Raw genomic sequence first — 24009 nt, forward strand, 5'->3', positions numbered from 1 at the left:
GAACACTCTTCGATGCGAGATGCTCACGCAGCGCTAGTGCCTGCACTACCTGCGGCGTGCCGGTCCCACTAGCCCCGAAGGTTCGTTAGGATCGCAGGACGCTCCTGGTGGAACCTGAGCTACCGGTCGAGAACGCCCACCAGGACGAGCGGCATAAGGAGCGAATCACGACGAGTGGGGGCATTTCATGGAACCTGATGCGATCGAGTCGCGGTCGGCGTACCTCGACTACAACGCCACAGCTCCCATGCGCCCGGCAGCACTCGCAGCGATGAACGAAGCGCTCAGCGCCGTAGGCAATGCCTCCAGCGTCCACCATCACGGCCGCAGTGCCGCAGGCAGGGTCGACCGAGCACGCCGAAGCCTCGCAGATCTACTGGGTTGCTCCCCTGGCGAGATCATCTTCACCTCTGGCGCCACCGAGGCCAACAACCTTGCCTTGCACGCCGCTCACACCGGGCAGCAGGTAATCGTCACCTCCGCCGTCGAGCACCCGGCCGTGCTGGAGACCGCACGAGCTCTCACTTGCGGCGCCTCAGACTCCCTCACCATCTTGCCTGTAGACCGACAAGGCCAACTCGACACAGAGGCGTTCAAAGCCTCGTTCCTGGGGCGAGACGTATCCCTCGTCTCGCTGATGCTCGCGAACAACGAGACCGGCGTGATCACCGACCTCAGTCCGATGATCGAGGCCGCCCATTCGGCTGGAGCCCTGATTCACACGGACGCGACACAGTACGTCGGCAAGCTCCCCCTTGACCTGGGGGTGCTCAACGTCGACCTGATGTCGCTCTCCGCGCACAAATTCGGGGGCCCGCAAGGCGTCGGTGCACTGTTCATCCGGCGTGGTATCCGGCTGCCACAGCGTCCCCTGACCTTCGGCGGCGGTCACGAGCGTGGCTGGCGTGCCGGCACTCTCAACGTTCCCGGCATCACCGGCCTGGGGGCTGCCGCCGAGGCCGCCAACCGAGATCTCCTTGAGGACGCCTCCCGCAGCACCAAGCTGCGAGACCTCCTGGAAGGCGAGCTACTTGCCCGTCTTCCTGGTAGCTATGTCAACGGCGCCGGAGCACCCCGGCTACCCGGCGTAACAAGCATCACTTTCCCCGGCGCTCCCGCCGACGCGGTACTTTCTTCCATGCCGGATGTGGCCGCCTCCGACGGCAGCGCCTGCGCTGCGGGCGCTCCAAGCCCAAGTCATGTTCTTGTCGCCATGGGCCTCAGCCGCGAAGACGCCGATGCCACGATCCGTTTTTCGCTGGGCTATTCCACAACGGAACAAGAGGTCCGTCGGGCCGTGGCCTCCACAGCGCAGGCCGTCACACATGTCCAAGCGCTCATGAGTGCCACCGCCGGCCCTTGACCGGACTTTCCAAAACTTCTTATCCACACTTCGCAATGAAGGGCTCGACTGTAATGCCAGAAGGCCGCCTCTCCGACGTCGTCGGACTCAAATTCAACCGCCACGAAAGCTTCCCCCCGCGCTTCGGCTGGCTGCACAAGGCATACCTTCAGGTCAAGCAGGACGAGATGCTCTTCCATGCTCCAGACGCTCTTGTGCGTCTCGGTGTGGGTAAGAACATGGTCTATTCGATGCGTTACTGGTCGCAGGCTTTCAAGCTGACCCATGAATACCGCAGTGCCGAGAACCAGTCACGTTCCCTCGCAGCCGCACCGACCTGGCGTGCCCGGTGGCTCCTGGACGAGGACGGGGCCGATCCCTACCTTGAGGACACCGGCAGCCTGTGGCTGCTGCACTGGTGGCTCGTCTCGGGCAGCGAGGAAGCTCCCTGCCTTGCCCCGAGCTGGTACACGATGTTCCACCTCGCTCCGCTGGCCCGCGTCACGATCGATGAGATGACCGCACTCATTACGCGCGAGGTGCACGAAAGCTTCGAGCGTGAGCAGTGGCCGGCGGCTGAGTCCGTCACCCGCGATGCCGAGTGCTTCATCAAGATGTACGCACCCGACCCCGACGCGAACCCCCTGTCCCCGGGCAGCTTCGAGGACTCGCTCCTCTGCCCCTTCCGCGAGCTCGGCCTGCTGGAGTACCAGGGAGGGCGCGGTAAGGAGCGCACCTACCGCTTCACCAGCGGCATCCGCCCCAGCCTCCCGCCTCGCGTCCTCTTGTACGCCTGCCTTGACTATGCCGCGCGCTTCTCGCGCAGGCCGGCTTCCATCTCATTGGCCCGGCTCGCCAACGAGCCTGGAGCACCCGGGCTCGCCTTCCGAATGCGTGAACCTGAGCTCGCGCGGTCGATCGAAGCGCTCGTCGAGAAGCACCCGCAGCTGGAGATCGTCGAGTCTCTCGGACAGCGGAGTCTGCGTTTCGCGGACAATCCCGAGACTCTCGCCTGGGACATTCTCGACGAGCAGTACGGCCGCGTACGTGACCGCGACGGCTTCCCGACCCCTGAGGAGTGGATGCGGGAGAAGCCGGGCCTCAAGAAGGCCACGGATGACGCTGAGACCGCCCAGGAGCTGTTCCCCCTGCAGGCTGACAAGAACGAGGAGCTCGCGTGACCACGGCCACCCAGCCTTCTGCTCGCACCAGGGCGAAGCACACTGGTGCCCAGATCCCCGCCGGGATCAGCTTCGTTGGCACGGAGTTCCGCTCCACCAACCTCGAACGCGACGTATACGACGCGGACCTGCATTCCCCGTACGTCGGTGTACGCGCGTTCGACGTTCTCGACCGCGTGGGCAACGCTCTGGGCGACCTCAAGCGCTCCCGCGCATGGTCCTTCACCGGACCGTACGGGTCCGGCAAGTCGACGCTCTCCAACTTGATCGACGCTCTGCTCGGTCACGACACGAACCGCAGAGCCGCTGCTCACGAGGCCGTTTCGGCAACGCACCCAGCACTTGCGCAGGAGATCGCCGAGAACCGGGATACCCACCCTGGCGACGGCTTCCTGGGCGCAGTCACCACGGCTCGTCGTGAGCCGCTGGCGGTTACCGTCCACCGGGCACTCCAGACTGCGGTGGAACGTAAGTGGAAGAAGCGTGTTCCGAAGGACATCGCGTCCGTCATGGCTGCCTGCGCTGAGACGGACGTCCCGACTACGGACAGCCTGCTGAATGCCGTCACCACGCTGTGCGGCAGGGCACCGCTTCTACTGATCATCGATGAGTTCGGCAAGACGCTGGAACACCTGGTGTCCGTCGAGGCGAACAGGAAGAACGCCGACAGCGACGTCTTCCTGCTCCAACTCCTCGCGGAGAAGGGTGCCGGAGCAAAGGGCCTCCCGCTCTACATCTTCACCCTGCAGCACCTGGCGTTCAGTGACTACACCTCTCGGTCGAACTCGGTCCAGACCCAGGAATGGGCCAAGATCCAGGGCCGTTTCGAGGACGTCACCTTCGCCCCGAACCTCGGTGACGCGCTCTACCTTCTTCAGCGGAAGTTGGACCACTCCGCCTTGCCGGAGCAGAGCCACAAGTTGATCAAGGCGCAGGCTCAGGCCGCCCACGGAATCTGGCGTCACCAGTCGCTGCACTCGGTGGTCGATGTCTCCGTAGAGTCATTCGCCAACCTGTACCCGCTGCACCCGCTCACTGCAGTTGCCGCGCCGCTCATGGCATCTCAGATCGGCCAGAACGACCGCAGCCTCAGCGGTTTCCTCGTCAACGACGAACCGTTCACCGTGCGGCGCAGCTTGGACACGTTCGCGGCCAGCTCTCCGGAACGAGCCTCAACGCTGCGCATTCCGCAGCTGTACGACTTCTTCTTCTCTGCCGGGCGGACCACGATTCTCGCCTCTTCCAAGGCGAGCCGCTGGCTGGAGATCAACACCCGGCTCGAAGAGGCTAACGGCCTCCCGGAAGAAGACCAGTCGCTCCTCAAGGCCATCGGCGTCCTGAACCTCATCGACGCGGACGGCATGCTGCGGGCGACGCCAGCGATGATTCAGTTCGCGCTGAACGACCCGATCGACGCTACCGACGTCAACCGCTTCGAGCAGCTGAAGAAGCGGCTGGACAAGCTGGTGAAGGACGGGCTCGTCGTCCACCGCGAGTACAGCGACGAGTACCGAATCTGGCAGGGCACCGATGTCGATATCGACGCCCGGGTCAGCGAGATCGCCTCGCAGCTCCAGCCTGATGACGTCGTCCGCTATTTCAACAAGCACCTCGGCACCAACGTTCTCCCGAACGCGGTCGCTGCCGGCGCCCACAGCCAGCTCACCGGCATGCAGCGCCACTTCGTGACCGCTGTTAGCCACAAGACCGAGAAGCTGCGCGGCCCGAAGATCGTGCAGGACGCAGCAGACGGCATGTTGGTCTTCCACCTCGGTGAACTGAAGAACAGCCCGCGAGTGGACTCTCCCCTTCCTGTCGTGGTTGGGCTCACCCGGAATCCGCAGGCGGTGCTGGCCGCGGGTACCACTCTCGTAGCTCTTCAGGACCTCATGGGCGACGAGGAACTCGACCATGTCGCCCGGCGAGAGATCAAAGAACGAGCCGGGGAGTTCTCCCAGAAGATCACGGCGTTGCTCGCGGAGGCGTTCCGCCCTGGCAGCGACGAGTCGAGCTGGTACCTCTGGGCCAGCGGTGAGGACACCGACGGGGATCCCGCCCAGGAGCTCAGTGCCCGCAGTTACGCAGGGCTCGTCTCTGAGGCGTGCAACGTGGTCTACCACCAGACCCCGCATGTCAGGAACGAAATGGTGGGCCGCCACCAGCTCACCAGCAACGCGGCTCGCACGCGGCGTGAGGTCCTCACGGCGATGATCGAGAAGACCGGCCTGGCACGGCTCGGCTGGCCCGAGGACAAGTTCCCCGCGGAGCGTGCCCTTTACGACGGAGTCGTCGAGCACCTCGGTCTGCACCGCGCCACCGGCGAGGTCAGCGGCGGCGCGAGCTCGGGCGGCACCCTCCACACCCATGGCATGGCTCGCCCCAACGCTGAGAAGAACTCCAGCGTCATGCCCGTCTGGGAAGCCCTCGAGGAGGCCCTGAGCGAGGCCACCGAGCCGACCCCCATCGTCGACATCTACGAGCGTCTCATGGCTGCGCCGTACGGCGTGAAGGCCGGTGTGGTCCCGATCCTGGTGGTCGCAGGGCTCATCCTGCGGGGCAACGACGTAGCGCTGTTCGAGGAGGGCAACTACTGCCCTCGCCTCACCGCCGCCATCGTGGAGCGCCTCAACGTTCCCTACCCGGAACGCTTTACCGTGAAGTCGACCCCCGTGGACCGGGGACAGCGCAGGCTCGTGCTCGATGGCCTGGTGAAGTCGCTCGACGTCGACATTCCTCGCAGTCGTGCAAACCGCAACCCGGCGCTGCTGGCCGTCACCCGCGGGATGCTGGACCGCATCCTGGTCCTGGATCAGTACTCCCGCAAGACTCAGCGGCTCAGTGAGGACACCCTCGCAGTCCGCGACGTTCTGTCCAGGGCCACCGACCCGGACAATCTTGTCTTCGAGGAGCTGCCGGAAGCGCTTGGTTTCGAGGAGATCACTCCTGGAACCAAGAAGGACGCGGAAGCGGCCGAGTCGTTCATCGAGCGGCTCACCTCCGCGCTCAACGAGCTCACCGGCGCGAGTGAGAGCCTCCAGCGGTACGTGGTGGACACTCTGGCCAAGGAGTTCAGGCTTCCTGCCACCAGCATCACGGAACTCCGTGCAGGTCTCGCCGAGCGGCTCCAGGGCTTCGCGGACGCGTCTCTTGAGGTCAGCCTTCACGGCTTCGTGTCCCGCGTAACGAACGAGATGCTCCCCGATGACGACTGGCTCGGCACGGTCGTGGTCCAGCTGGTCAACCAGGCCCTCGGGGACTGGACCGACCGCGATATGGATCGTTTCCCTCGTGTCGTACAGGACAGGGCTCGCGCCCTCGACCGGGTCAGCCACCTCTACAGTGTCACGGAGGCCGAGGAAGTCGAGGACCTAGAGGAGGCCGAGGCCAAGGATTCACCTGTCACGGTTCGCTCCGCAGCCACAAAGCGGGCCAAGCCGAAGCCGCGGCAGATCGACACTCACCTCCTGACACTCACCACCCCCCAGGGTGCTGAAGAGCGCACGCTCATCCACGTACCCAAGAAGTCGCGGAATGCCGCGGACAAGCTCGTTGTCAGTGTCATCAGGCAAGCTGAGGAAGCACTGGGCCCGGACGGCGCACGCATCCTCCTCGCCGCGCTGGCCGAGCGCCTGTCTCAGCAGGACAGCGCCACATCCGAAAGGAAGGAGCAGCCGTGACAGACGCCGACGGCACGAGCAGCAAGAAGCGCCACGTACTCGGGATCTCAGGGGGTAAGGACTCCTCATCCCTCGCGATCTACATGCGCGACCGGGTGCCGGAGATGGAGTACTTCTTCTGCGACACCGGGGCCGAGCTGCCCGAGACCTACGAGTACCTGAATCGCCTCGAAGGCGCGCTCGGCAAGCCCATTGAGCGGCTCAACTCCTCCCGCGACTTCGATCACTGGCTGGAGGTCTACCAGGGGACGCTGCCCAGCCCTCAGATGCGCTGGTGCACGAAGAACCTGAAGATCCGGCCGCTCGAAGAGTGGATCGGCGACGACGAAGCCATCTCATACGTCGCAATCCGTGCCGACGAGAATCGGCTGGGCTACGTCAGCACCAAGCCAAACATCACGGCGGTCTTCCCCTTCCGTGAAGACGGGATCGACCGCGCGGGCGTCGACCGCATCCTCGAAGAGGCCGGCATTGGCCTGCCTGGCTACTACGAGTGGCGTACCCGCTCCGGCTGCTACTTCTGCTTCTTCCAGCGGAAGCACGAGTGGGTGGGCCTCAAGGACCGACACCCAGAGCTATACGAGAAGGCCGTCGCCTACGAAGACAAGCTCAAGCACCAGGACACGGCCATGCAGGGTCGCAAGTACACCTGGTCTCAGGGCGAGTCCTTGGGTGAACTGATAGAACGCCGCGACGAGATCGAGGCCAAGCACGAGGCTGCCCTTGAGCGCGCAGCCAAGCGTGTGAAGCCGAACCGGCCGCTGTTGGAGATCCTCTCCGATGCGCTCGACGAGGATGACGACTCGGCGGCTTGCGCGGTCTGCCACCTCTGATCCGACTCCCACCCGAACCCGCCTGCCCTGTGCTCACAAGCACAGGGCAGGCGGGTCTTCGCGTCTTCCGACGGAGCGTCGGCCCTGGATGCCAGACTGTAACCCACCACTTACGCACCACAAATCCCCCTCTCTGAAACGCTCGTTGACGGTCGGTCGATTGAGACCTGTACATCATGAAGCTCGTAGGTCATGGGCCTGGTGTGGGGGCGGGCAGGATACTGAGCCTTTTCCAACCTTCGGGCGTGGCTGGCAGGTTGGGGCACGCTGCGTGAGGTGAATGACGAAGCTCCTAGCAGGGTTCACGACCAAGATCACCCATGTCGCGGGGAGCTTCGCGTGCTTGTTTACCCATCGGCGATCGATCTGTCCAGCGCGCACCTTCGTCACCTTGCCCGGTGCCTGGCCGCTCATCGCCGCATGATCGGCACCCGCGCCGCATCACGCCGAACAGGCAGGCGCTTGTGGTCCTGGCTCACCTGCGCCGCGGCGACCCCCACGCTCAGCCAGCCGCTGCGTTCGGCATCGGGATCGGGACCGTCTACCGTTACGTCAGCGAAGCGATAAAGGCCCTGGCCGCACTCGCTCCAAGCCTGGCCTAGGCGATGCGGACCGCACGCCAGCTGGCCTTCGTCATCCTCGACCGAATCGCCGCCGACACCCCGTACCACTCCCGGCAAGCACCAGCGCACGGCATGAACGTCCAAGTCCTCACCGACCTATGTGGACGGCTGCTGTGGGCTTCACCCGCGCTCCCCGGCCCCACTCGCGACCTGACCGCCGCCCGTACCCACGACATCGTCGCCGCACTCGCCGAGGCCGGACTGAAGTGCTGGGCCGGCAAGGCTTATCAGAGCGCCAGCGGTTCCATCCAGGTGCCCTCCTGAGGCCGTCGCCTCAAGCGGTGGCCGCGCAGGCACAACAGCACCCACGCCCAGATCTCCTGCCTCGGCGAGCAGGCCATGGCCACCTTCAAAGGTTGGCGGCTCCTGCAGAAGCTCCACTGCAGCACCGAGCGCATCACCGACCTGGTGAAGGCAGTCCTCGCCCTTCACCACGCATCAGCGTGAGGTTGGAGAAGGCTCCTTGATGGTGAGCATGGTGTTGCGATCGCCGAAGCGCACGTTCACGGCCCGCTCCACGAGGCGGGGCACGACTTCGCCCTCGGTGTAGGGGGCGGGCCTTCGGCGACGGCGACTGTGTGGGAAAGCTTCAGCCCGAACTGCTCTGCCCGCTCCACCAGAGTCCCAAGTCGCCACGTCCGTACAGCAGGTCGTCGGTGAACTCGCTGCGTCGTGACTCCTCCTGCCGGAAAGCGATTGCTGGGCTCTTTCATAGCGCTCGCGCAGCGCCTCGACGGGCGTCTGCACCGTAGCCAGTACGCAGTCCGCGCCAGCAGTCCCGGTGGGCCATGCCGCATCGATGACTTCAAGCAGCGCCCTATACGCCAACTGGCGATACATGGACAGAGCCTGATGATGCGCCTGCTGCACCGAAGTAGGTTCAGCTGTCTTGGTCTGCAAGCCGCACGAGAGCACACCCCCGCCAACGGACCCTCATAACCCACAAGATTGGAAGACCACATTACGCTCTGCTTGTCAGACCCGTAGGGTGTGCCTGTAGGCAACGTCAGACACGGGAGGCCACATGGCGCACGGAGCGAGTAGGCGCTCCGACCTGCTCCTTGACGCACTGGCTCTGATCCGCCAGGACCGGGACGAACGGCGTGCTGACTGTGCGGCACTGCGCGACGAGCTCTCCCAGGCCCTCAACCGCGTCAGCGAACTTCAGGACCGGCTCGCGGGCGAGGAACAAGGCTTGGAGCAGGCGGAGACGATGTACCAGTTCGTCGAGGACCGCATTCCTGCGCCCGGGGCGGACGCGCCGGAGAGCTCAGAGGAAGAGCCGCCCATGCCGCCGCAGAGTTCTGCCACGGCTTCTCTGGACGAGCTCCAGGACGACGAGTCCAACAGCCTGCAGGACTTCGTCATGACGATTCTCGCCACCTCCGATCGCGCCATGCATGTCGATGAGGTGGTCGAAGCCATCGTCATTCTGCGGGCCAGGGGGCGCACGGAGAAGCTAGGAAACTCCAAACGCCCCAGCGAAGACGTGCGCACCGCGCTCAACCGGCTGGTCGGCAAGGGGCGTGTGGAGAAGGTCGCCGCCGCCACCTACGCCGTGGCCCGGGACCTACCGACAGCGCAGAAAGCTGAGGCTGCCTGACCTAGATATGCGCCTCTGATCAGTTGTGTGAGAGGGGTGGTGCCGCCGGAGGGCAATCCGGCGGCACCGATACGTGCCCCTGATCATGGTTCACGTGCATCCCAGCCTAGTCGACGGCACGTCCGCTGGGAGGCGCGTGGCCTAGTTCTGTATGCCATTCCGCTCATCGATGGCATGGAAAGTAGGCTTTCGTGCCGGTTTATCCACCGAACTCATCCGCATTTCTCCGAGGCAGGGCTCGCAGCCCCCGGCCACAATGCGACGTCGAGACCGTCCTCCAGCAGGCTCACGGTGACCACGTCGGGCCAGCTGATCCCGTTGAGCAGATTGACGATCGCCTGCCGGTTGACCCCGGTAAGGGTGGCGGCCTGCCGCAGGCTCAGCCCTCGCTCCTTCAGCCTCTCCCCGAGGGCGCGCGCGAGCGCCTGGACGACCCGAGCTTGAGGGTGACCGGTCATGATCGCGTGGGGCCACGCGTCCGGGTCCTCGGCAAGGTCCCTCGGCGTCGTACTGCGCTGGGTGCCACCGGGCATCGAGATGCGCTCCTCCAGGTTGATGTGCACTATGTCGAACAAAGCGGCTATTTGTTCAGCCGGTATTCGTGGTGCATCGCGCTGGAGACCGAGATGAGTCAGGCAATCCTGCGGTACCGCCCCAAGGACGCTCCTCCCGAGTGGGAGGCGGTGGCCGACGGGGTGCGTATGGTCGTCGCCACCGTCGCCGACCACGTTCCCTACCGGCTCACCACGGTGCTGGGCGTCATGGCGACCCTTGCCGTCAGCGCCGAGCGCGCAGGACTGGCACGCGATCCGGCTGTCTGGCTGGAACAAGGCACCATCACCCGCTCGCTCCTGCTGAATACAGACATCGCCCCAAACAGCACGCAGACCTACGCCTCGATCCTGGCCCGCGTCCGGGAGACCCTCATCTGGGTCGAGCGCGGCGAAGCGCCCCGTCCTCACCTGAGTGGTGACCGCTCCCGCGCCGAGCCCTACGGCACCAGCGACCTGACCCGTCTGGACGTCTGGTCCAACAACCTTCCGCCGACCCCCACCGGCCAGGGCAATGGCAAGGCACTGCTGGCGCTCGGCGCCGGCTGCGGCCTGCCGCCCAAGGAGATGCTCACCGTGCGCGGCACCGACATCCACGTTTTGCCCAGCGACGCCGTCGTCGTCCACGTCCCGGAGACCGACCGGCTCATCGTGTGCCGCTCGCTGTGGGAGAAGACCCTCGCCAACCTCGCCCAGGCCGCCGGGGACAACTACCTGTACGCGCCCGACCGCCAAGTCCTTTACCCAAAGAACGCCATCAGCAACTGGGTCAAACGCACCAAGCCCGGCGATCCGAAGGTCCCAGCCCTGGACACCCGGCGCCTGCGCGCCACGTGGATCGTGTCGCTGTTGCGAGACCGTGTCCCGGCCGACCTGGTGGCCCGCGCGGCAGGAATGAAGACGACCGCCGCGCTCGCCCCCTACATGGCCTGGGTACCGGCGATCTCGCACGACGCCGCCGTACGTATGCTGCGCGGCTGGGCATGAGGGCCCGCAGCGGGCAGCACCGGCCCGCCCCCTCACCGCACCCTTCCCAGCTGAACGACCGCCTCGTGCGGCAGGTCGTCGATCTCGTCCGGGCCAGCGGAGTCCTGGACGAACTCACGGTGCTGGAGGCCCGCCGCCCCGGCCCTCGCGGCCTCCGGTCGGAGACCGTACTGGTCGGTATGGTGCTGGCGGCACGGGAGTTGCGTAGCACCAACGTGGACGACGCCTGGGAGTGCGTGCAGTTCCGCCTGCGCAAGCCCTGGCTCAAGTACTTCGGGCTGACGGAAGTCGACCGTACGGACGTCGAGGCGACGCGTGCGTCGGCCAAGCGCTTCTACGATGCCTGGTCGCGCATCACGACGGTGCTTGACCCGGCCCGCTACGACCGCCGGACCCGTATGCCACGCAATCAGGCCGTCACCTATCGGCGCGCCTGGCTGCACCGGACACACCACGACTCGACGCCGGCCCTGTCGCGGATCGCCAACAAGTTGGTGCTCACACCCGTACGCACCGCGGTTGCCCGCGGGCTGATGGACGACTGGGCCGGCGACCTGTCGGTGGACGCCACCGCCCTTCCCACCTGGGCCCGCCACAGCACGAAGCGCCGCGCCTCGCTCGAAGTGAGTGCGGGCGTGCACGTTTCCGGCGGCGGCCACAAGACCTTCGGCTACAGCGCCACGCTGCTGGTCGCCGGACATGCCGATGCGTCCCGCGCCGGCCGCTATCCCCAGCTGTGCATGGGCATGTCCGTGCACACACCCGGCAAGCAGATCGGCCCCCAGGCCGTGCGCCTGCTCCAGATCGTCAAGCGTCTGTGGCCCATCCAGGGGTACCTGGCCGGGGACCTCGCCTACTCCGGCGCCAAGGTCGAAAACTTTCACGACCCCGTACGTGCGGTCGGCTACAAACCCGTTCTCGACTACAAGACCACCATGGTCCGCAAGGACAAGAACGCCGTCGAAGGCACCCTCGCCATCGCGGGCGACCTCCTCTGTCCCCACACCCCCCAACGGATCATCGAAACCTATCACCGCATGGCCGCCGCCAAGCAGAGCAAGACCCGCGAGGAACTCCTGCCCGAGATGCTGGAGGCAGACTCCTACGTCCTCCCGCTGAAACAGGCCGCCGACCACCGCGGTCTGGAACGCCGCCAGTGCCCCGCCGCCGGCACCAGCCCCCGCGTCACCTGCCCCTGGGCCCAGGAACGCGACGCCTCCGGCGCCCACCGGCGCCGAGGCCACACAGCACGCCGCCCCGTCCGAGGCCGGCCCCACACGATCGATCTGACCAACCGCCGCGCCAGACAGGCCCATCCGGACGCGAAACCGACCGTGCGCCCACCGGAACGCCCCGCCCACCAGCGTCCGGCCATCTGCCAGCAGTCCACGATCACCGTGCCGGTCGACATCATGCCCAAGCTCCGGCAGGACCTGCCCTGGGGTCGAGAGGCCTGGCAGCGTGCCTACCGCAGCCTGCGCAGCCACATCGAAGGACTCAACGGCCGCGCCAAGAACGTCGACACCTTTCTGCACTCCCGCGAAAAGCGGCAGAGCCGGGGCCGCGTCGCCCAGACACTGCTCAGCGCCATTCAGCTCATGGTCGAGAACCTGAGGACCATCGAGTCCTTCCTGCGCGACCAGCGCCTGTGGAAAGAAGAGAACTACACCCTCGGCCACATTCCCGAGACCCCGGACCCGTACGAGGACCCTGTCGAGGAAGCGGGAGGAGACAACTCCGTCCCGCCGCCCGAATCGTAGAAGCGGCTTCGTCGGAGCAGGCGCAACCACACAGCTGTCAGCGCGCCGCAGGACCACCCGAGTCCTGCGGCCGCTTCGCCATGCCCGCACCACCACAGCCAGCTCCGCTCACCGTGCCCACGGCGCCGGACCGGGCTTCCCCGAGCGGCATCCGCGTCGTACCAAGCCTGAGAACCACGAAATCCCGCCCAGTTGAAGTAACTGGACGGGATCTCGTGAACCCTTCACGAGCTAACTCGTGAACGGCCCTTTGTGGACCTGTGGGGATTTGAACCCCAGACCCCCTCGATGCGAACGAGGTGCGCTACCAGACTGCGCCACAGGCCCTTGCGACGTGTGAAACTCTAGCACCCTCACAGGGGTGCTTGGAAATCCGTTCCTCCGCTGGTCAGCGGTGTCGGGTTTCCCGCTGCCCCCGGGTGTCCCCGGGGGCCTCACTCATTGGCCGCGCGCGGCCGGTCCTCGTCGTCGTACTGGTCGAAGAGCGGGGTCCGGCCCCGGTCGCGGTTGCGGCGGGACTGGTTCGTGCGCTGGCGCGGGGCCGGGTCGACCGCCGGGGCCGTCGGGTGCGACGTGCCCGTCTGGGTGGGCTCGGCGGTGCTGGAGCGGGCCGCGCTCCAGGTCTCCGGGTCGCCGACCTCCACCCCGCCCGTGGCCCGGGGGGCGACGGGCGCGGTGACATAGGTGGGCAGCGGTACGGGAACGGGCTCCCAGCTGTCGCCCTGGGCGCGGCCGCGTTCGCGCTGCTGGTCCACCCACTCCGCGTGGTCCGTCTGCTCGACGAGGGCGCGGCGGCCGGCCTCCTGGGGGGAGACCGTGGGAGTGAGTTCCGGCTCCGCGTGGTGCGCTTCGGAGTCGTCGTCCGGCTCGGCGGAGTCGGAGGCCGCGGGCTGGTTCCGGCGCGGGCGGTTCTCCCGCAGCCGCTGCGCCGCGTCCTCGGCCCGGCGGCGGTCCATCGTGAAGGCGAACCGGCGGCGTTCCTGGGCGCGCAGATGCACGATGTACGTGCTCAGCAGCACGGCCGGCACCGCGGGGGCCCAGAGGAAGCCGAGGCCGCCGACCGCCGCGACGATCGCGCCGAGGGTGAAGGCCAGGAAGAGGACGACGGTGGTCCGCCTGCGCCGCGCCAGGACCTGGGAGCGCTGGGCGCGCCGGGCCCGCTCTGCGTCGGCCGCACCGGAGCGCGGGCGTCGCCGGGCGGGGGGCACGTGCTCCCCGGGGCGCTCGCCGGGCCGGCGTTCGTGCGCCAGGCGGTCCGGGTGCTGACGGTCCGGGGACTGCTGCGGAAGCCGGTCGTGCGCCGGGCGGTCGGATGCCTGGTGGCCCGGGGCGCGCTCGGGCGCGTGCGCCGGGTCGCTCAGCCGGGCTTCCGTGTGCGCCGGAGGCGCGGCAAAGGCCCGGACGTCCACGGATTCCATACGGTCCGTTTCCCGGTCCGGGTCGACCTCGTGGCCCGCCTCCTCGGCAGTGCGCTCCCGCAGCTCCTTGGCGTAACGGCGCTCCATCGCCGCCCGGCCGGACAGCAGCCGGATGGCGGTGCTGAAGCGTTCCGTCGGACGGGCTTCGTTGAGCTCGTCCTGCCTGCGGAGCCACATCGGCACCAAGTAGGCGGCCCAGGCCCCGACGATGACTGCGTAGATGAGGCCGCTGCTGCTCACGCTCACACCGTAGAGGGGTTTGCGCGGAAGGATCCGCCAATTGGCCCGGTGTGTCGCACGATCCGGCTGATATCACGGACTTTTTTTGTGATTGTTCGGATCAACAGACGCCGATAGCCCTATCCCGTGCGGTCATCCGGCGATCAAATTCGAACACTTATTTTATTTCCTCGGTCGGCCCGGGCCGTCCCGGCGTCACCGGCCGTGACCGGCGCCAGCGCCGGAGCATCCCCTCGGGCACTTCCTCGGCGGTGAGCGCGAAGATCAGGTGGTCGCGCCAGGCGCCGTCGATGTGGAGATAGCGCGGGCGCACGCCCTCCGAACGGAATCCGAGTTTCTCCACCACCCGGCGGCTGGGCGCGTTCTCCGGGCGAATGCAGACCTCGATCCGGTGCAGGCCCACCGTGCGGAAGCAGTGGTCCACCGCGAGCGCCACCGCCGTCGGCATGACTCCGCGGCCGGCGACGCTCCGGTCGACCCAGTAGCCGATATGACCGGAACACATCGAGCCCCAGGTGATCCCCGCGACCGTGAGCTGGCCGACCAGCCGGCCCTCGTACTCGATGGCGAACGGCAGCATCCGCCCCGCGTTCGCCTCGGCGCGCAGGTGGCGGACCATCTGCCGGTACGTGGGGCGCTGCGCGATCGGGCCGCCGGGGGCGGGCGGCGGGACGGTCGCCTCCCAGGGGCGCAGCCAGTCGCGGTTGCGCCGGTTGACCTCACGCCAGACCCGCTGGTCGCGCATCTTTATCGGACGCAGGACGATCTCGCCGTCGGTCAGCGTCACCGGCCAGGTCGCGATGTTCAGCTCGGGCTCCCCGGTCGGGGGTGGTCGCCGCCGCGGAGCTGGTCGACGGCGTGCACCAGGAGCCGGCCGAGGACGGCGAGCCCGTCCTTCACCCCGCCGGTGGAGCCGGGGAGGTTGACGATCAGGGTGCGGGACGCGACGCCCGCGAGGCCCCGGGAGAGGGCGGCGGTCGGGACCTTGGCGAGGCCCTCGGCCCGGATCGCCTCCGGGATGCCGGGGATCTCGTGGTCGAGGACACGGCGGGTGGCCTCGGGGGTGGCGTCGGTGGGCGAGATGCCCGTACCGCCGGTGGTGACGATCACGTCGTACCCGGCGGCGACGCCCGCGCGCAGAGCCGCCTCGACCGGGTCGCCGTCGGGGACGACCTGCGGGCCGTCGACCGTGAAGCCGAGGCCGGTCAGCGCCTCGGCGATCAACGGGCCGCCCTTGTCCGCGTACACGCCGGCGGAGGCCCGGTTGGAGGCGGTGACGACGAGGGCGGCGTACGGGGAGGGCGACGCGGCTCCGGTGGGCTCGGGCCCCCCTGCCGGCTGCTCGTGGCCGGCGGCTCCGGTCGGCTCGGGCGGCGTCACGCTTCCGGTCCCGCCGGTTCCGCCGGCGTGGTGCGCCGGTAGTCGCCGGACTTGCCGCCCGACTTCGCCTCGACCCGTACGTCGGTGATCACCGCGCTCTTGTCGACCGCCTTGATCATGTCGACGACGGTCAGGGCCGCCACCGACACCGCCGTCAGGGCCTCCATCTCGACGCCCGTGCGGTCCGTCGTCTTCACGGTGGCCGTGATCTCCACCGCGTCGTCGGCCACGCTCAGGTCGACCTTCACACCCGAGACGGCCAGCGGGTGGCAGAGCGGGATCAGGTCCGGGGTGCGCTTGGCCCCCATGATCCCGGCGATCCGGGCGGTGGCGAGGGCGTCACCCTTGGGGACTCCTTCGCCGCGCAGCAGCTCGATCACGCGCGGCGCGACGAGCACCCGGCCGGATGCGCGGGCGACGCGGGTGGTGACGTCCTTCGCCGACACGTCGACCATGCGGGCCGCGCCCGCCTCGTCGATGTGCGTCAGCCTGTTCTGCGTACTCAACTCACTCCGCCTAGCGGTAGGGGCACCGATGGGCCTCGGACCCGGAGGGGGTCCCCCGGAAGGCACGGCGGCAGATACCGTACCGCCACCGGGCGGTGGTCAGCGGAGCAGGACCACGGCCGTCTCCGTGCCGGGCTCGACCGAGGTGACGTCCTCGGGCACCACGATCAGCGCGTCGGCCTGGGCCAGCGCGGCGATCAGATGCGAGCCGGAACCGCCGACCGGGGTGACCGTGCCCGCCTCCGCGTCGTAACGGCCGCGCAGGAACTGGCGGCGGCCGGCCGGCGAGGTGAGCGCCTTGTCGGCGCGCAGCTCGGCGCGGGCCGTGGGGCGGTGCACATCGGGCAGGCCCATCAGGGCCCGGATGGCGGGGCGGACGAACAGCTCGAAGGAGACGTAGGCGGAGACCGGATTGCCCGGCAGGGCCAGCAGCGGGGTGTGGTCCGGGCCGATCGAGCCGAAGCCCTGGGGCTTGCCCGGCTGCATGGCGAGCTTGCGGAACTCGACCCCGCTGCCCGGCTCGTCCGCGTCGCCGACGGAGGACAGCGCCTCCTTGACGACGTCGTACGCGCCGACGCTGACGCCACCCGTGGTGACGACGATGTCCGCGCGGATCAGCTGGTCCTCGATGGTGGCGCGCAGTGTCTCGGCGTCGTCGGCGACCGCGCCGACCCGGTAGGCGATGGCTCCGGCGTCCCGGGCGGCTGCGGTCAGCGCGAAGCTGTTGGAGTCGTAGATCTGGCCGCCCGTCAGCCCCTCGCCGGGCTGGATCAGTTCGCTGCCGGTGGACAGGACGACCACGCGGGGGCGGGGCCGTACGACCACGGTGGAGCAGCCGATCGCCGCGAGCAGTCCGATCTGCGGCGGGCCGACGACCGATCCGGCGGCCAGGGCCAGCTCGCCCGGCTGGACGTCGCTGCCGCGCTCGCGCACATGCGCGCCGGCCGTGACCGGACGGTGGACGCGGACCTCGCCGGTGGCGCCCTCCGGCGCGTCGGCGTGGGCGCGCATCCCCTCGGCGGGGCCCTCGCCCGTACCGCCGTCCGTCCACTCGACCGGGACCACGGCCTCCGCACCGGCGGGCAACGGGGCGCCCGTCATGATGCGGGCGGCCTGTCCCGGTCCCACGACCTGGTCGTCGGCGAGCCCCGCGCTGCCCGCGGCGACGTCCCCGATGACGGTGAGGACCGCGGGGAACTCCTCGCTCGCGCCCTCGACATCGGCGACGCGGACCGCGTAACCGTCCATGGAGCTGTTGTCGAAGGGCGGCAGGGCCACCTGCACGACGACGTCCTTGACGAGGACGCACCCCTGGGCGTCGGGCAGCTGCAGCTCGATGGGCTCCAGCGGCCTCACCGAGTCGAGGATGTCGTCCAGATGCTCGTCGACCGACCAGATCGTGCTGCTCACGGGGTTACATCTCCTCAGCGACGTACTTGCGCAGCCAGGTCCGGAAGTCCGGCCCCAGGTCTTCACGTTCGCACGCCAGTCTGACAATGGCGCGCAGATAGTCGCTGCGGTCGCCGGTGTCATAGCGGCGGCCCTTGAAGACGACGCCGTGCACGGGGCCACCGATCTTCTCGTCGGCGGCGAGCAGCTGGAGCGCGTCGGTGAGCTGGATCTCGCCGCCGCGGCCCGGCTCGGTGTGTCGCAGTATGCCGAAGACCGCGGGGTCCAGGACGTACCGGCCGATGATGGCGAGGTTGCTGGGGGCGTCGGCCGGGTCCGGCTTCTCGACCAGGTCGGTGATGCGGACCACGTCGCCGTCGACGGTGGCGTCCGCGGCGGCGCAGCCGTAGAGGTGGACCTGCGAGGGGTCGACCTCCATCAGCGCGATGACGCTGCCGCCCTCACGCTCCTGGACCTCGACCATCCGGGCCAGCAACGCGTCGCGCGGGTCGATCAGGTCGTCGCCGAGCAGCACCGCGAAGGGCTGGTCGCCCACGTGCGGGGCGGCGCACAGCACGGCGTGCCCGAGGCCGCGGGGGTCGCCCTGGCGCACGTAGTGCATGGTGGCGAGGTCGCTGGACTCCTGGACCTTGGACAGGCGTTCGGCGTCGCCCTTGCGGGTGAGCGCGGACTCCAGCTCGTAGTTGCGGTCGAAGTGGTCCTCCAGGGGACGCTTGTTGCGACCGGTGATCATCAGTACGTCGGAGAGACCGGCTGCCACGGCTTCTTCGACGACATACTGGATGGCCGGCTTGTCGACGACAGGCAGCATCTCTTTCGGAGTGGCCTTCGTGGCGGGCAGGAACCGGGTGCCGAGACCTGCTGCCGGGATGACGGCCTTGCTGATCCTGGAGGGCGACTGAGTCATGTGCCGACCTTAACGGGTGCACACGTCCGGAAGCTGATATTCCGGTTAACTTCGTCCTTAAATATGCCCATACGAGAATCGTGCGAGTAACCAATGAACACCGACAAGTCCGGAAAGGCGTCCGAGAAGGGTTCCCTGCGGCGCGAACTGCTCGCCGCACGGGCCCTCCTGACGAAGGAGGACGCGCTCCGGGCCGCCGCGGTTCTCGCCGAGGCGGCGTTGCACCTCCCCGAACTGGCCGACGCCCGTACGGTCGCCGCGTATGTCTCCGTGGGCCGCGAACCGGGCACCCGCGCTCTCCTGGAGGCGCTGCGCGGCCGCGGCGTGCGGGTGCTGCTGCCGGTCCTCCTGGCCGACAACGACCTGGACTGGGCGGCCTACGAGGGCCCGGCGCACCTGCTCCCGGCCGGGCGGGGCCTCCTGGAGCCGGACGGACCGCGTCTGGGTCCCGACTCCGTTCTCGCCGCCGACGCGGTGCTGCTGCCCGGCCTGGCGGTGGACGGGTCCGGGATGCGGCTGGGGCGGGGCGGCGGCAGCTACGACCGGGCGCTGGCCCGGCTGACGGCCGCCGGGGCACACCCGTCGCTCGTCGTGCTCCTGTACGAGAACGAGGTGGTCGCGCGGGTCCCTGTGGAACCGCACGACCACCCCGTGGACGCCGTCGTCACACCGGCCGGAGCGCGGCGCTTCGTGAACCCTCTGTAGGGCCTACGGTTTCAGCGTCAGCGTGTCGACGGTGGACGCGCCGACCGCTTCGGCCCCGAAGGACCAGTCGAGCAGTTCGCCGTCGACCCACTTGTCGGTCTGGTCGGTGTAGTGCGCGTTGAACGCGTGCCCGGAGGCGCCGCTGAGGTTGATCCAGCGGGACTTGTCCCAGTCCCCCACGTTGACGACCATGCGCATCGACGGCACCCAGACGACCTCGTAGCCGCTCGCCGCGTTCCAGCCGGTGGCGTTGACCGCCGCCTCGCCGCCGCCGAGGTTCCAGGGGCCGCGGTTGAGCGCCCGCTGGAGCAGGCCGGGGCCCTCGGTGCCGAGCGTCTGGTTCTTCAGCGTGAGCCGGTGCAGCCGGCCCCAGCTCCAGGTGGAGATGTTCTTGCCGAGCTTGGAGGTCAGCTCCCAGCGGGCGTCCTCCATGGCCCGGGCGAACAGGTCGTCCCGGTTCTCCAGGGCGTCCTCGCGGCCCCGGGCGGGCGCCTTCCACCACTCGTTGTCGGGGTCGTCCATGATGTTGCCGACCACCTGGAACCAGCGGTCGCCGCCGTCCGGCTGCGCGGTGTCGCCGTCACGCTGGCCGCACTCGCGGACGAGCTTCTTCTGCGCATCGGCCGGGCCGCTGTTCTTGGCCGGCGGCACGTTGAGGCAGTCACCCTTGACCCGCATCTCCTTGGGCAGCTTGTTGCCGAAGGCGAGCTTCAGGATGTTGCGCCAGACGCCGTTGAAGTACGCGGCCGCTGCCGAGTCGGGCTCCTGGGTGTAGTCCCAGCCATCCAGCAGCTTCTGGGCCTCGCGGACGCTCGGGTCGGGGATGTTGATCTTCTTCAGCTCGGGCACCAGCAGCGCGGCGATCTCGCTGAAGTTGTCCATCTGCAGCTTCTGCATGTCATCGGTCGAGACCTTCTCGCCGCCCTTGATCTTCTGGGCGAGGAGGTCGTTGATCCGCTGGCTGCGGGCGCCGTAGCCCCAGTCCTTGGTCAGGAGGTACGGGTACTTCTTCTCGTCGATGACGGCCTGGTTGGCGGTGACGATGTAGCCGCGGTCCGGGTTGTACTCGTAGGGCAGCTCGTCGAAGGGGATGTAGTCCTTCCACGCGTACTTCGGGTCCCAGCCCGGCGCCGGGGCCGTACCGTCGAAGCCCGCGGAGCGGACCGGGATCTTTCCGGGGGCCTGGTAGCCGATGTTGCCCTCGGTGTCGGCGTAGATGAGGTTCTGCGAGGGGACCTCGAAGTTCTGGGCGGCCGCCCGGAAGGTCGTGAAGTCCTTGGCCCGGTTGAGCGCGAAGACGGCGTCCATCGACTTGCCCGGGTCCAGCGCGGTCCACTTCAGCGCCACCGCGTACCCGTCGGCCCGGTCGGGGGCCGCGTTGCTGACGGGGGCCTTCTGGCCGACCTTGTCCAGTTCCTTGCTGCGGTCGGAGACCAGAGGGCCGTTGTTCGTCTCGCGGACGGTGATCGTCCGGTCCCGGCCGCCCGCGACCTTGATGGTCTCCTCGCGGGTCTTGAACGGCTTGGTCTCGCCGTCGTACAGGTAGCCGTCGTCGGAGACCTTCTCCAGGAAGAGGTCGGTGACGTCGGCGCCCAGGTTGGTCAGGCCCCAGGCGATGTCCTGGTTGTGACCGATGATCACACCGGGCATGCCGGAGAAGGTGTAGCCGGCCGTGTCGTACTGGCAGCTCGCCGAGAGCTTCCGGCAGTGCAGACCCATCTGGTACCAGAGGGAGGGCAGCATCGGCGCGAGGTGCGGGTCGTTCGCGAGCAGCGCCTTGCCGGACGTGGTGTGGTCCCCGCTGACGACCCAGGAGTTGGAGCCGATGCCGTTGCCGTTCGGGCCAAGCAGCGCCGGGATCTCGTCGAGGGTGTCGGAGAGCGCGGAGAGCTGGGTGTTCAATCCCTCGCCGGCGCCCTGAGGGGTCGTCGAGCCGACGGAGTCCGACGGGGTCGCCTCGGGGTCGAACTTCCCGGTGACGGGCGAGATCGCACCCTGCTCGACGATCGGCTTGTTCTGCTTGTACGGGTAACCGGGGTAGAGGTCCTCGATCTGGTCCTGGTCGAGGCGGCTGGTCAGCAGCGAACGGTCGATCTCGTCCTGCATGTTGCCGCGCAGGTCCCAGGCCATCGCCTTGAGCCAGGCCACCGAGTCGACCGGGGTCCACTCGCCGGGCTTGTAGTCGTTGGTCAGGCCCAGCGCCGCGTACTCGACCGAGATGTCCCGGCCTTCCTTGCCCTTCAGATACGCGTTGACGCCCTCCGCGTACGACTGGAGGTTCTTCTTGGTGCTCTCGTCGAGCACCTTGTCGTACTCGTCCTGCGCGACCTGCCGCCAGCCGAGCGTACGGAGGAAGGCGTCGGTCTCCACCTGCCCGGAACCGAACATCTCGGAGAGCCGGCCGGACGTCATGTGCCGTCGGACGTCCATCTCCCAGAAACGGTCCTGGGCCTGGACGAAGCCTTGGGCGCGGAAGAGGTCGGCGTCGGAATCCGCGTAGATCTGCGGAATCCCGTAGGAGTCGCGTTTGACCTCGACGTCGCCGGAAAGGCCGTCGAGCGTTATCGATCCGGTGGTCTGCGGGTACGAGGCCCGCACGGTGGATACGGACCAGTACGCCCCGTACCCGACACCCGCGACGAGCGCCAGCACCAGGACGAGCACGAGCAGGCGGGCGCGCCGCCCCTTCTTCCTGCCGGGCTTCTTCGCGTCGGAAGGGCCGGAAGAGTCGGTTGTGTTGGCGGGCATCGCTGTCCTTCGAGGGGGCAGGGTGGTCCTGGGAGTGCAGGAGCAACCATAGGCGCAGCGGAGAAGCCACTCGGACGCGGTATAGGGATGCATCCATTTGCGTCTTCCTCGTACGAATGGTCGAAGCCGTCAAGGAATCGTTAACGATTAGGTAAGGTAACGAAGTACCTGGCTGCCGGGGGCCGATCCGGCAGGCGCACGCAGGGAAGGAACGGACCCTGACTGTCCACGCGCTCAACGAACTCCTGCTCGTCTGCTCGCTCGTCCTGCTCGTCGCCGTGGCGGCGGTACGGATCTCCTCGCGCAGCGGGCTCCCCAGCCTGCTCCTGTATCTCGGCATCGGGATCGCCCTGGGGCAGGACGGCATCTTCGACGTCAAGTTCGACAACGCCGAGCTGACGCAGGTGATCGGCTACGCCGCCCTGGTCGTCATCCTGGCCGAGGGCGGACTCGGGGCGAAGTGGAAAGAGGTCAAACCCGTCCTGCCCGCCGCCGCGGTGGTCTCCACCATCGGCGTCGCGATCAGCGTCGGCATCACCGCGTCCGCCGCGCATTACCTCGTCGGCCTGGACTGGCGTCAGGCGCTGATCATCGGCGCGGTCGTCTCCTCGACCGACGCCGCGGCCGTCTTCTCCGTGCTGCGCAGGGTGCCGCTGCCGCCCCGGATCACCGGTGTCCTGGAAGCCGAGTCCGGCTTCAACGACGCTCCCGTCGTCATCATGGTCGTGGCGCTGTCCGCGGTCGGCCCGGTCGAGCACTGGTACATCCTGGTCGCGGAGATCGCGATGGAGCTGGCCATCGGCGCCGCGATCGGCATCACGGTGGGCTGGCTGGGGTCCCTGGGGCTGCGGCATGTGGCGCTGCCCGCCTCCGGCCTCTACCCGATCGCCGTGATGGCCATCGCGGTCTCGGCGTACGCGGCGGGCGCCATGGCCCACGGCTCCGGATTCCTCGCCGTCTACCTGGCCGCGATGATCCTCGGCAACTCCAAGCTGCCCCACTGGCCCGCCACGCGCGGTTTCGCCGACGGGCTCGGCTGGCTGGCCCAGATCGGCATGTTCGTGCTGCTCGGCCTGCTGGTCACCCCGCACGACCTGGTCGACGACTTCTGGCCGGCCGTCGTGGTGGGCCTGGTGCTGACCATGGTGGCGCGGCCGGTGTCGGTCTTCCTCAGTCTCGCGCCGTTCCGGATTCCGGGCCGCGAGAAGGTCCTGATGTCCTGGGCCGGGCTGCGCGGGGCGGTGCCCATCATCCTGGCGACCATTCCGATGGTGTCCGGGGTGCAGGGCAGTACCCGCATCTTCAACATCGTCTTCGTCCTGGTCATCGTCTACACCCTGATCCAGGGCCCGACGCTCCCCTGGGTCGCGAACAAGCTGAACATCGCCGAGGACCCGGCCGAGGCCGACGACCTGGGCATCGAGTCGGCCCCCCTGGAGCGGCTGCGCGGCCACCTGCTGTCCGTCGCCGTCCCGGCGAAGTCGAAGATGCACGGTGTCGAGGTCGGCGAGCTGCGGCTCCCGGCCGGCGCCGCCGTCACGCTGGTGGTCCGGGAGAACCAGAGCTTCGTGCCCTCCCCGGCGACGGTGCTGCGCCGCGGGGACGAGCTCCTGGTGGTGGCCACCGACCCGGTGCGCGACCGGGCGGAGGAACGCCTGCGGGCGGTCGCCGAGGGCGGCAAACTGGCCGGCTGGCTGGGCACGGGCGGATCCGCCGCTTCCGGGACCCCCGGCGCCACGGGCCCCCAGGGCGGGTCGGCCATCCCCCAGGCGATGAAACTGGCCAAGAAACTCGGCGGCGCCGGTGCCGACACCCGTACCGGCGTCAACGGGAGCGGCGGCAGCGGCACGAAGACCCGTCCCTGAGTCCCTCATGAGCCCCTTCAGGGGTGACGACTGAGCTCCCTTTGGGGTGACGACGAAGGCGACCTGCGACGAACGCGTCGTAGATCACAGGCTGATACGGAAGCTCTGTGCGCATTCACAGGCGCACAGGGTTTCCTGCCTGTAGCATGAAGGCAAACCTGATCGACCAACTCTGTCTGATGCAGAGCTGGCGCGACCGTATGGCGGTCGTGGTGTCTCTTCGCCCGGCGTTTCTTCGCCGATGGCAGCGAGCCACCCGGCATCTACCGCAGT

General features: G+C 68.2%; 17 protein-coding genes, 1 tRNA gene and 1 pseudogene. 10 read left to right on the top strand and 9 right to left on the bottom strand.

The window, feature by feature from the left end:
• The first annotated feature begins 187 nt into the window (after positions 1 to 187).
• The 6 genes and pseudogenes from IE134_RS24155 (at position 188) to IE134_RS24180 (ending at position 9259) form a co-directional block, all read left to right on the top strand.
• A complete protein-coding gene (locus tag IE134_RS24155) occupies positions 188 to 1363 on the top strand; it encodes a cysteine desulfurase family protein (protein ID WP_031082438.1) in 1176 nt (391 codons plus the stop codon).
• Positions 1364 to 1398: 35 nt separating this feature from the next.
• Positions 1399 to 2523, top strand: coding sequence for a DUF4007 family protein (locus tag IE134_RS24160; protein ID WP_229823722.1), 1125 nt, complete (start codon positions 1399 to 1401; stop codon positions 2521 to 2523).
• Positions 2520 to 6200 carry an ATP-binding protein gene (locus IE134_RS24165; RefSeq protein ID WP_189431686.1) on the top strand — a complete coding sequence of 1227 codons (3681 nt, stop codon included), beginning with the start codon at positions 2520 to 2522 and terminating at the stop codon, positions 6198 to 6200. The genes IE134_RS24160 and IE134_RS24165 overlap by 4 nt, the downstream gene beginning before the upstream one ends.
• A complete protein-coding gene (locus IE134_RS24170) occupies positions 6197 to 7033 on the top strand; it encodes a phosphoadenosine phosphosulfate reductase family protein (protein WP_031082430.1) in 837 nt (278 codons plus the stop codon). Before IE134_RS24165 ends, IE134_RS24170 begins: the two co-directional genes overlap by 4 nt.
• Before the next feature lie 339 nt (positions 7034 to 7372).
• A pseudogene (locus IE134_RS24175) lies at positions 7373 to 8103 on the top strand (transposase family protein).
• A gap of 577 nt (positions 8104 to 8680) precedes the next feature.
• On the top strand, positions 8681 to 9259 hold the full coding sequence (locus IE134_RS24180) for a hypothetical protein (protein WP_189431689.1): 579 nt from the start codon (positions 8681 to 8683) through the stop codon (positions 9257 to 9259).
• Positions 9260 to 9471: 212 nt separating this feature from the next.
• Here the strand turns inward: IE134_RS24180 and IE134_RS24185 are convergent, their stop codons facing one another.
• Positions 9472 to 9834 carry a helix-turn-helix domain-containing protein gene (locus IE134_RS24185; RefSeq protein WP_229823724.1) on the bottom strand — a complete coding sequence of 121 codons (363 nt, stop codon included), beginning with the start codon at positions 9832 to 9834 and terminating at the stop codon, positions 9472 to 9474.
• On the opposite strand from IE134_RS24185, the gene IE134_RS24190 reads away from it, so the two are divergent.
• Complete coding sequence (locus tag IE134_RS24190) at positions 9817 to 10797, top strand: hypothetical protein (protein WP_189431691.1); 981 nt, start codon at positions 9817 to 9819, stop codon at positions 10795 to 10797. The genes IE134_RS24185 and IE134_RS24190 overlap by 18 nt on opposite strands.
• Positions 10794 to 12557, top strand: a complete 1764-nt coding sequence (locus IE134_RS24195) for a hypothetical protein (RefSeq protein WP_189431692.1) — start codon at positions 10794 to 10796, stop codon at positions 12555 to 12557. The genes IE134_RS24190 and IE134_RS24195 overlap by 4 nt, the downstream gene beginning before the upstream one ends.
• A gap of 253 nt (positions 12558 to 12810) precedes the next feature.
• On the opposite strand, the gene IE134_RS24200 is transcribed toward IE134_RS24195, so the two are convergent.
• The 7 genes from IE134_RS24200 to galU all read right to left on the bottom strand — a co-directional run bounded on the left by IE134_RS24200 (position 12811) and on the right by galU (position 18418).
• Positions 12811 to 12884: transfer RNA gene (locus IE134_RS24200), tRNA-Ala, on the bottom strand.
• A 107-nt stretch (positions 12885 to 12991) separates the two neighbouring features.
• A complete protein-coding gene (gene sepX, locus IE134_RS24205) occupies positions 12992 to 14215 on the bottom strand; it encodes a divisome protein SepX/GlpR (protein ID WP_189431694.1) in 1224 nt (407 codons plus the stop codon).
• Between the two features lie 157 nt (positions 14216 to 14372).
• Complete coding sequence (locus IE134_RS24210; RefSeq protein WP_030710629.1) at positions 14373 to 15002, bottom strand: GNAT family N-acetyltransferase; 630 nt, start codon at positions 15000 to 15002, stop codon at positions 14373 to 14375.
• A 17-nt stretch (positions 15003 to 15019) separates the two neighbouring features.
• Entirely contained in the window at positions 15020 to 15595 is a 576-nt protein-coding gene (locus tag IE134_RS24215) for a MogA/MoaB family molybdenum cofactor biosynthesis protein (RefSeq protein ID WP_078614352.1), read from the bottom strand.
• Complete coding sequence (moaC, locus tag IE134_RS24220; RefSeq protein ID WP_098020236.1) at positions 15592 to 16101, bottom strand: cyclic pyranopterin monophosphate synthase MoaC; 510 nt, start codon at positions 16099 to 16101, stop codon at positions 15592 to 15594. The genes IE134_RS24215 and moaC overlap by 4 nt, the downstream gene beginning before the upstream one ends.
• A 99-nt stretch (positions 16102 to 16200) precedes the next feature.
• A complete protein-coding gene (gene glp / locus IE134_RS24225) occupies positions 16201 to 17511 on the bottom strand; it encodes a molybdotransferase-like divisome protein Glp (protein WP_189431696.1) in 1311 nt (436 codons plus the stop codon).
• A gap of 4 nt (positions 17512 to 17515) precedes the next feature.
• Entirely contained in the window at positions 17516 to 18418 is a 903-nt protein-coding gene (gene galU, locus IE134_RS24230) for a UTP--glucose-1-phosphate uridylyltransferase GalU (RefSeq protein ID WP_097985212.1), read from the bottom strand.
• A 93-nt stretch (positions 18419 to 18511) separates the two neighbouring features.
• Here galU and IE134_RS24235 point away from each other — a divergent pair, with 93 nt between their 5' ends.
• Positions 18512 to 19123, top strand: coding sequence for a 5-formyltetrahydrofolate cyclo-ligase (locus IE134_RS24235; RefSeq protein WP_189431698.1), 612 nt, complete (start codon positions 18512 to 18514; stop codon positions 19121 to 19123).
• Positions 19124 to 19126: 3 nt separating this feature from the next.
• On the opposite strand, the gene IE134_RS24240 is transcribed toward IE134_RS24235, so the two are convergent.
• Complete coding sequence (locus IE134_RS24240) at positions 19127 to 21871, bottom strand: penicillin acylase family protein (RefSeq protein ID WP_189431700.1); 2745 nt, start codon at positions 21869 to 21871, stop codon at positions 19127 to 19129.
• Between the two features lie 278 nt (positions 21872 to 22149).
• Here IE134_RS24240 and IE134_RS24245 point away from each other — a divergent pair, with 278 nt between their 5' ends.
• Complete coding sequence (locus tag IE134_RS24245) at positions 22150 to 23736, top strand: potassium/proton antiporter (RefSeq protein ID WP_030710636.1); 1587 nt, start codon at positions 22150 to 22152, stop codon at positions 23734 to 23736.
• Positions 23737 to 24009: the final 273 nt, after the last annotated feature.

The organism is Streptomyces rubiginosohelvolus, assembly GCF_014649875.1.
In the GTDB taxonomy this organism is placed as follows: Bacteria; Actinomycetota; Actinomycetes; order Streptomycetales; family Streptomycetaceae; genus Streptomyces; species Streptomyces rubiginosohelvolus.

Bases quoted from the DNA above. Each gene is read 5' to 3' on its own strand.
- IE134_RS24155 (WP_031082438.1), top strand. From the start codon at position 188: ATGGAACCTGATGCGATCGAGTCGCGGTCGGCGTACCTCGACTACAAC.
- IE134_RS24160 (WP_229823722.1), top strand. From the start codon at position 1,399: ATGAAGGGCTCGACTGTAATGCCAGAAGGCCGCCTCTCCGACGTCGTC.
- IE134_RS24180 (WP_189431689.1), top strand. From the start codon at position 8,681: ATGGCGCACGGAGCGAGTAGGCGCTCCGACCTGCTCCTTGACGCACTG.
- IE134_RS24195 (WP_189431692.1), top strand. From the start codon at position 10,794: ATGAGGGCCCGCAGCGGGCAGCACCGGCCCGCCCCCTCACCGCACCCT.
- galU (WP_097985212.1), bottom strand. From the start codon at position 18,418: ATGACTCAGTCGCCCTCCAGGATCAGCAAGGCCGTCATCCCGGCAGCA.
- IE134_RS24235 (WP_189431698.1), top strand. From the start codon at position 18,512: ATGAACACCGACAAGTCCGGAAAGGCGTCCGAGAAGGGTTCCCTGCGG.
- IE134_RS24240 (WP_189431700.1), bottom strand. From the start codon at position 21,871: ATGCCCGCCAACACAACCGACTCTTCCGGCCCTTCCGACGCGAAGAAG.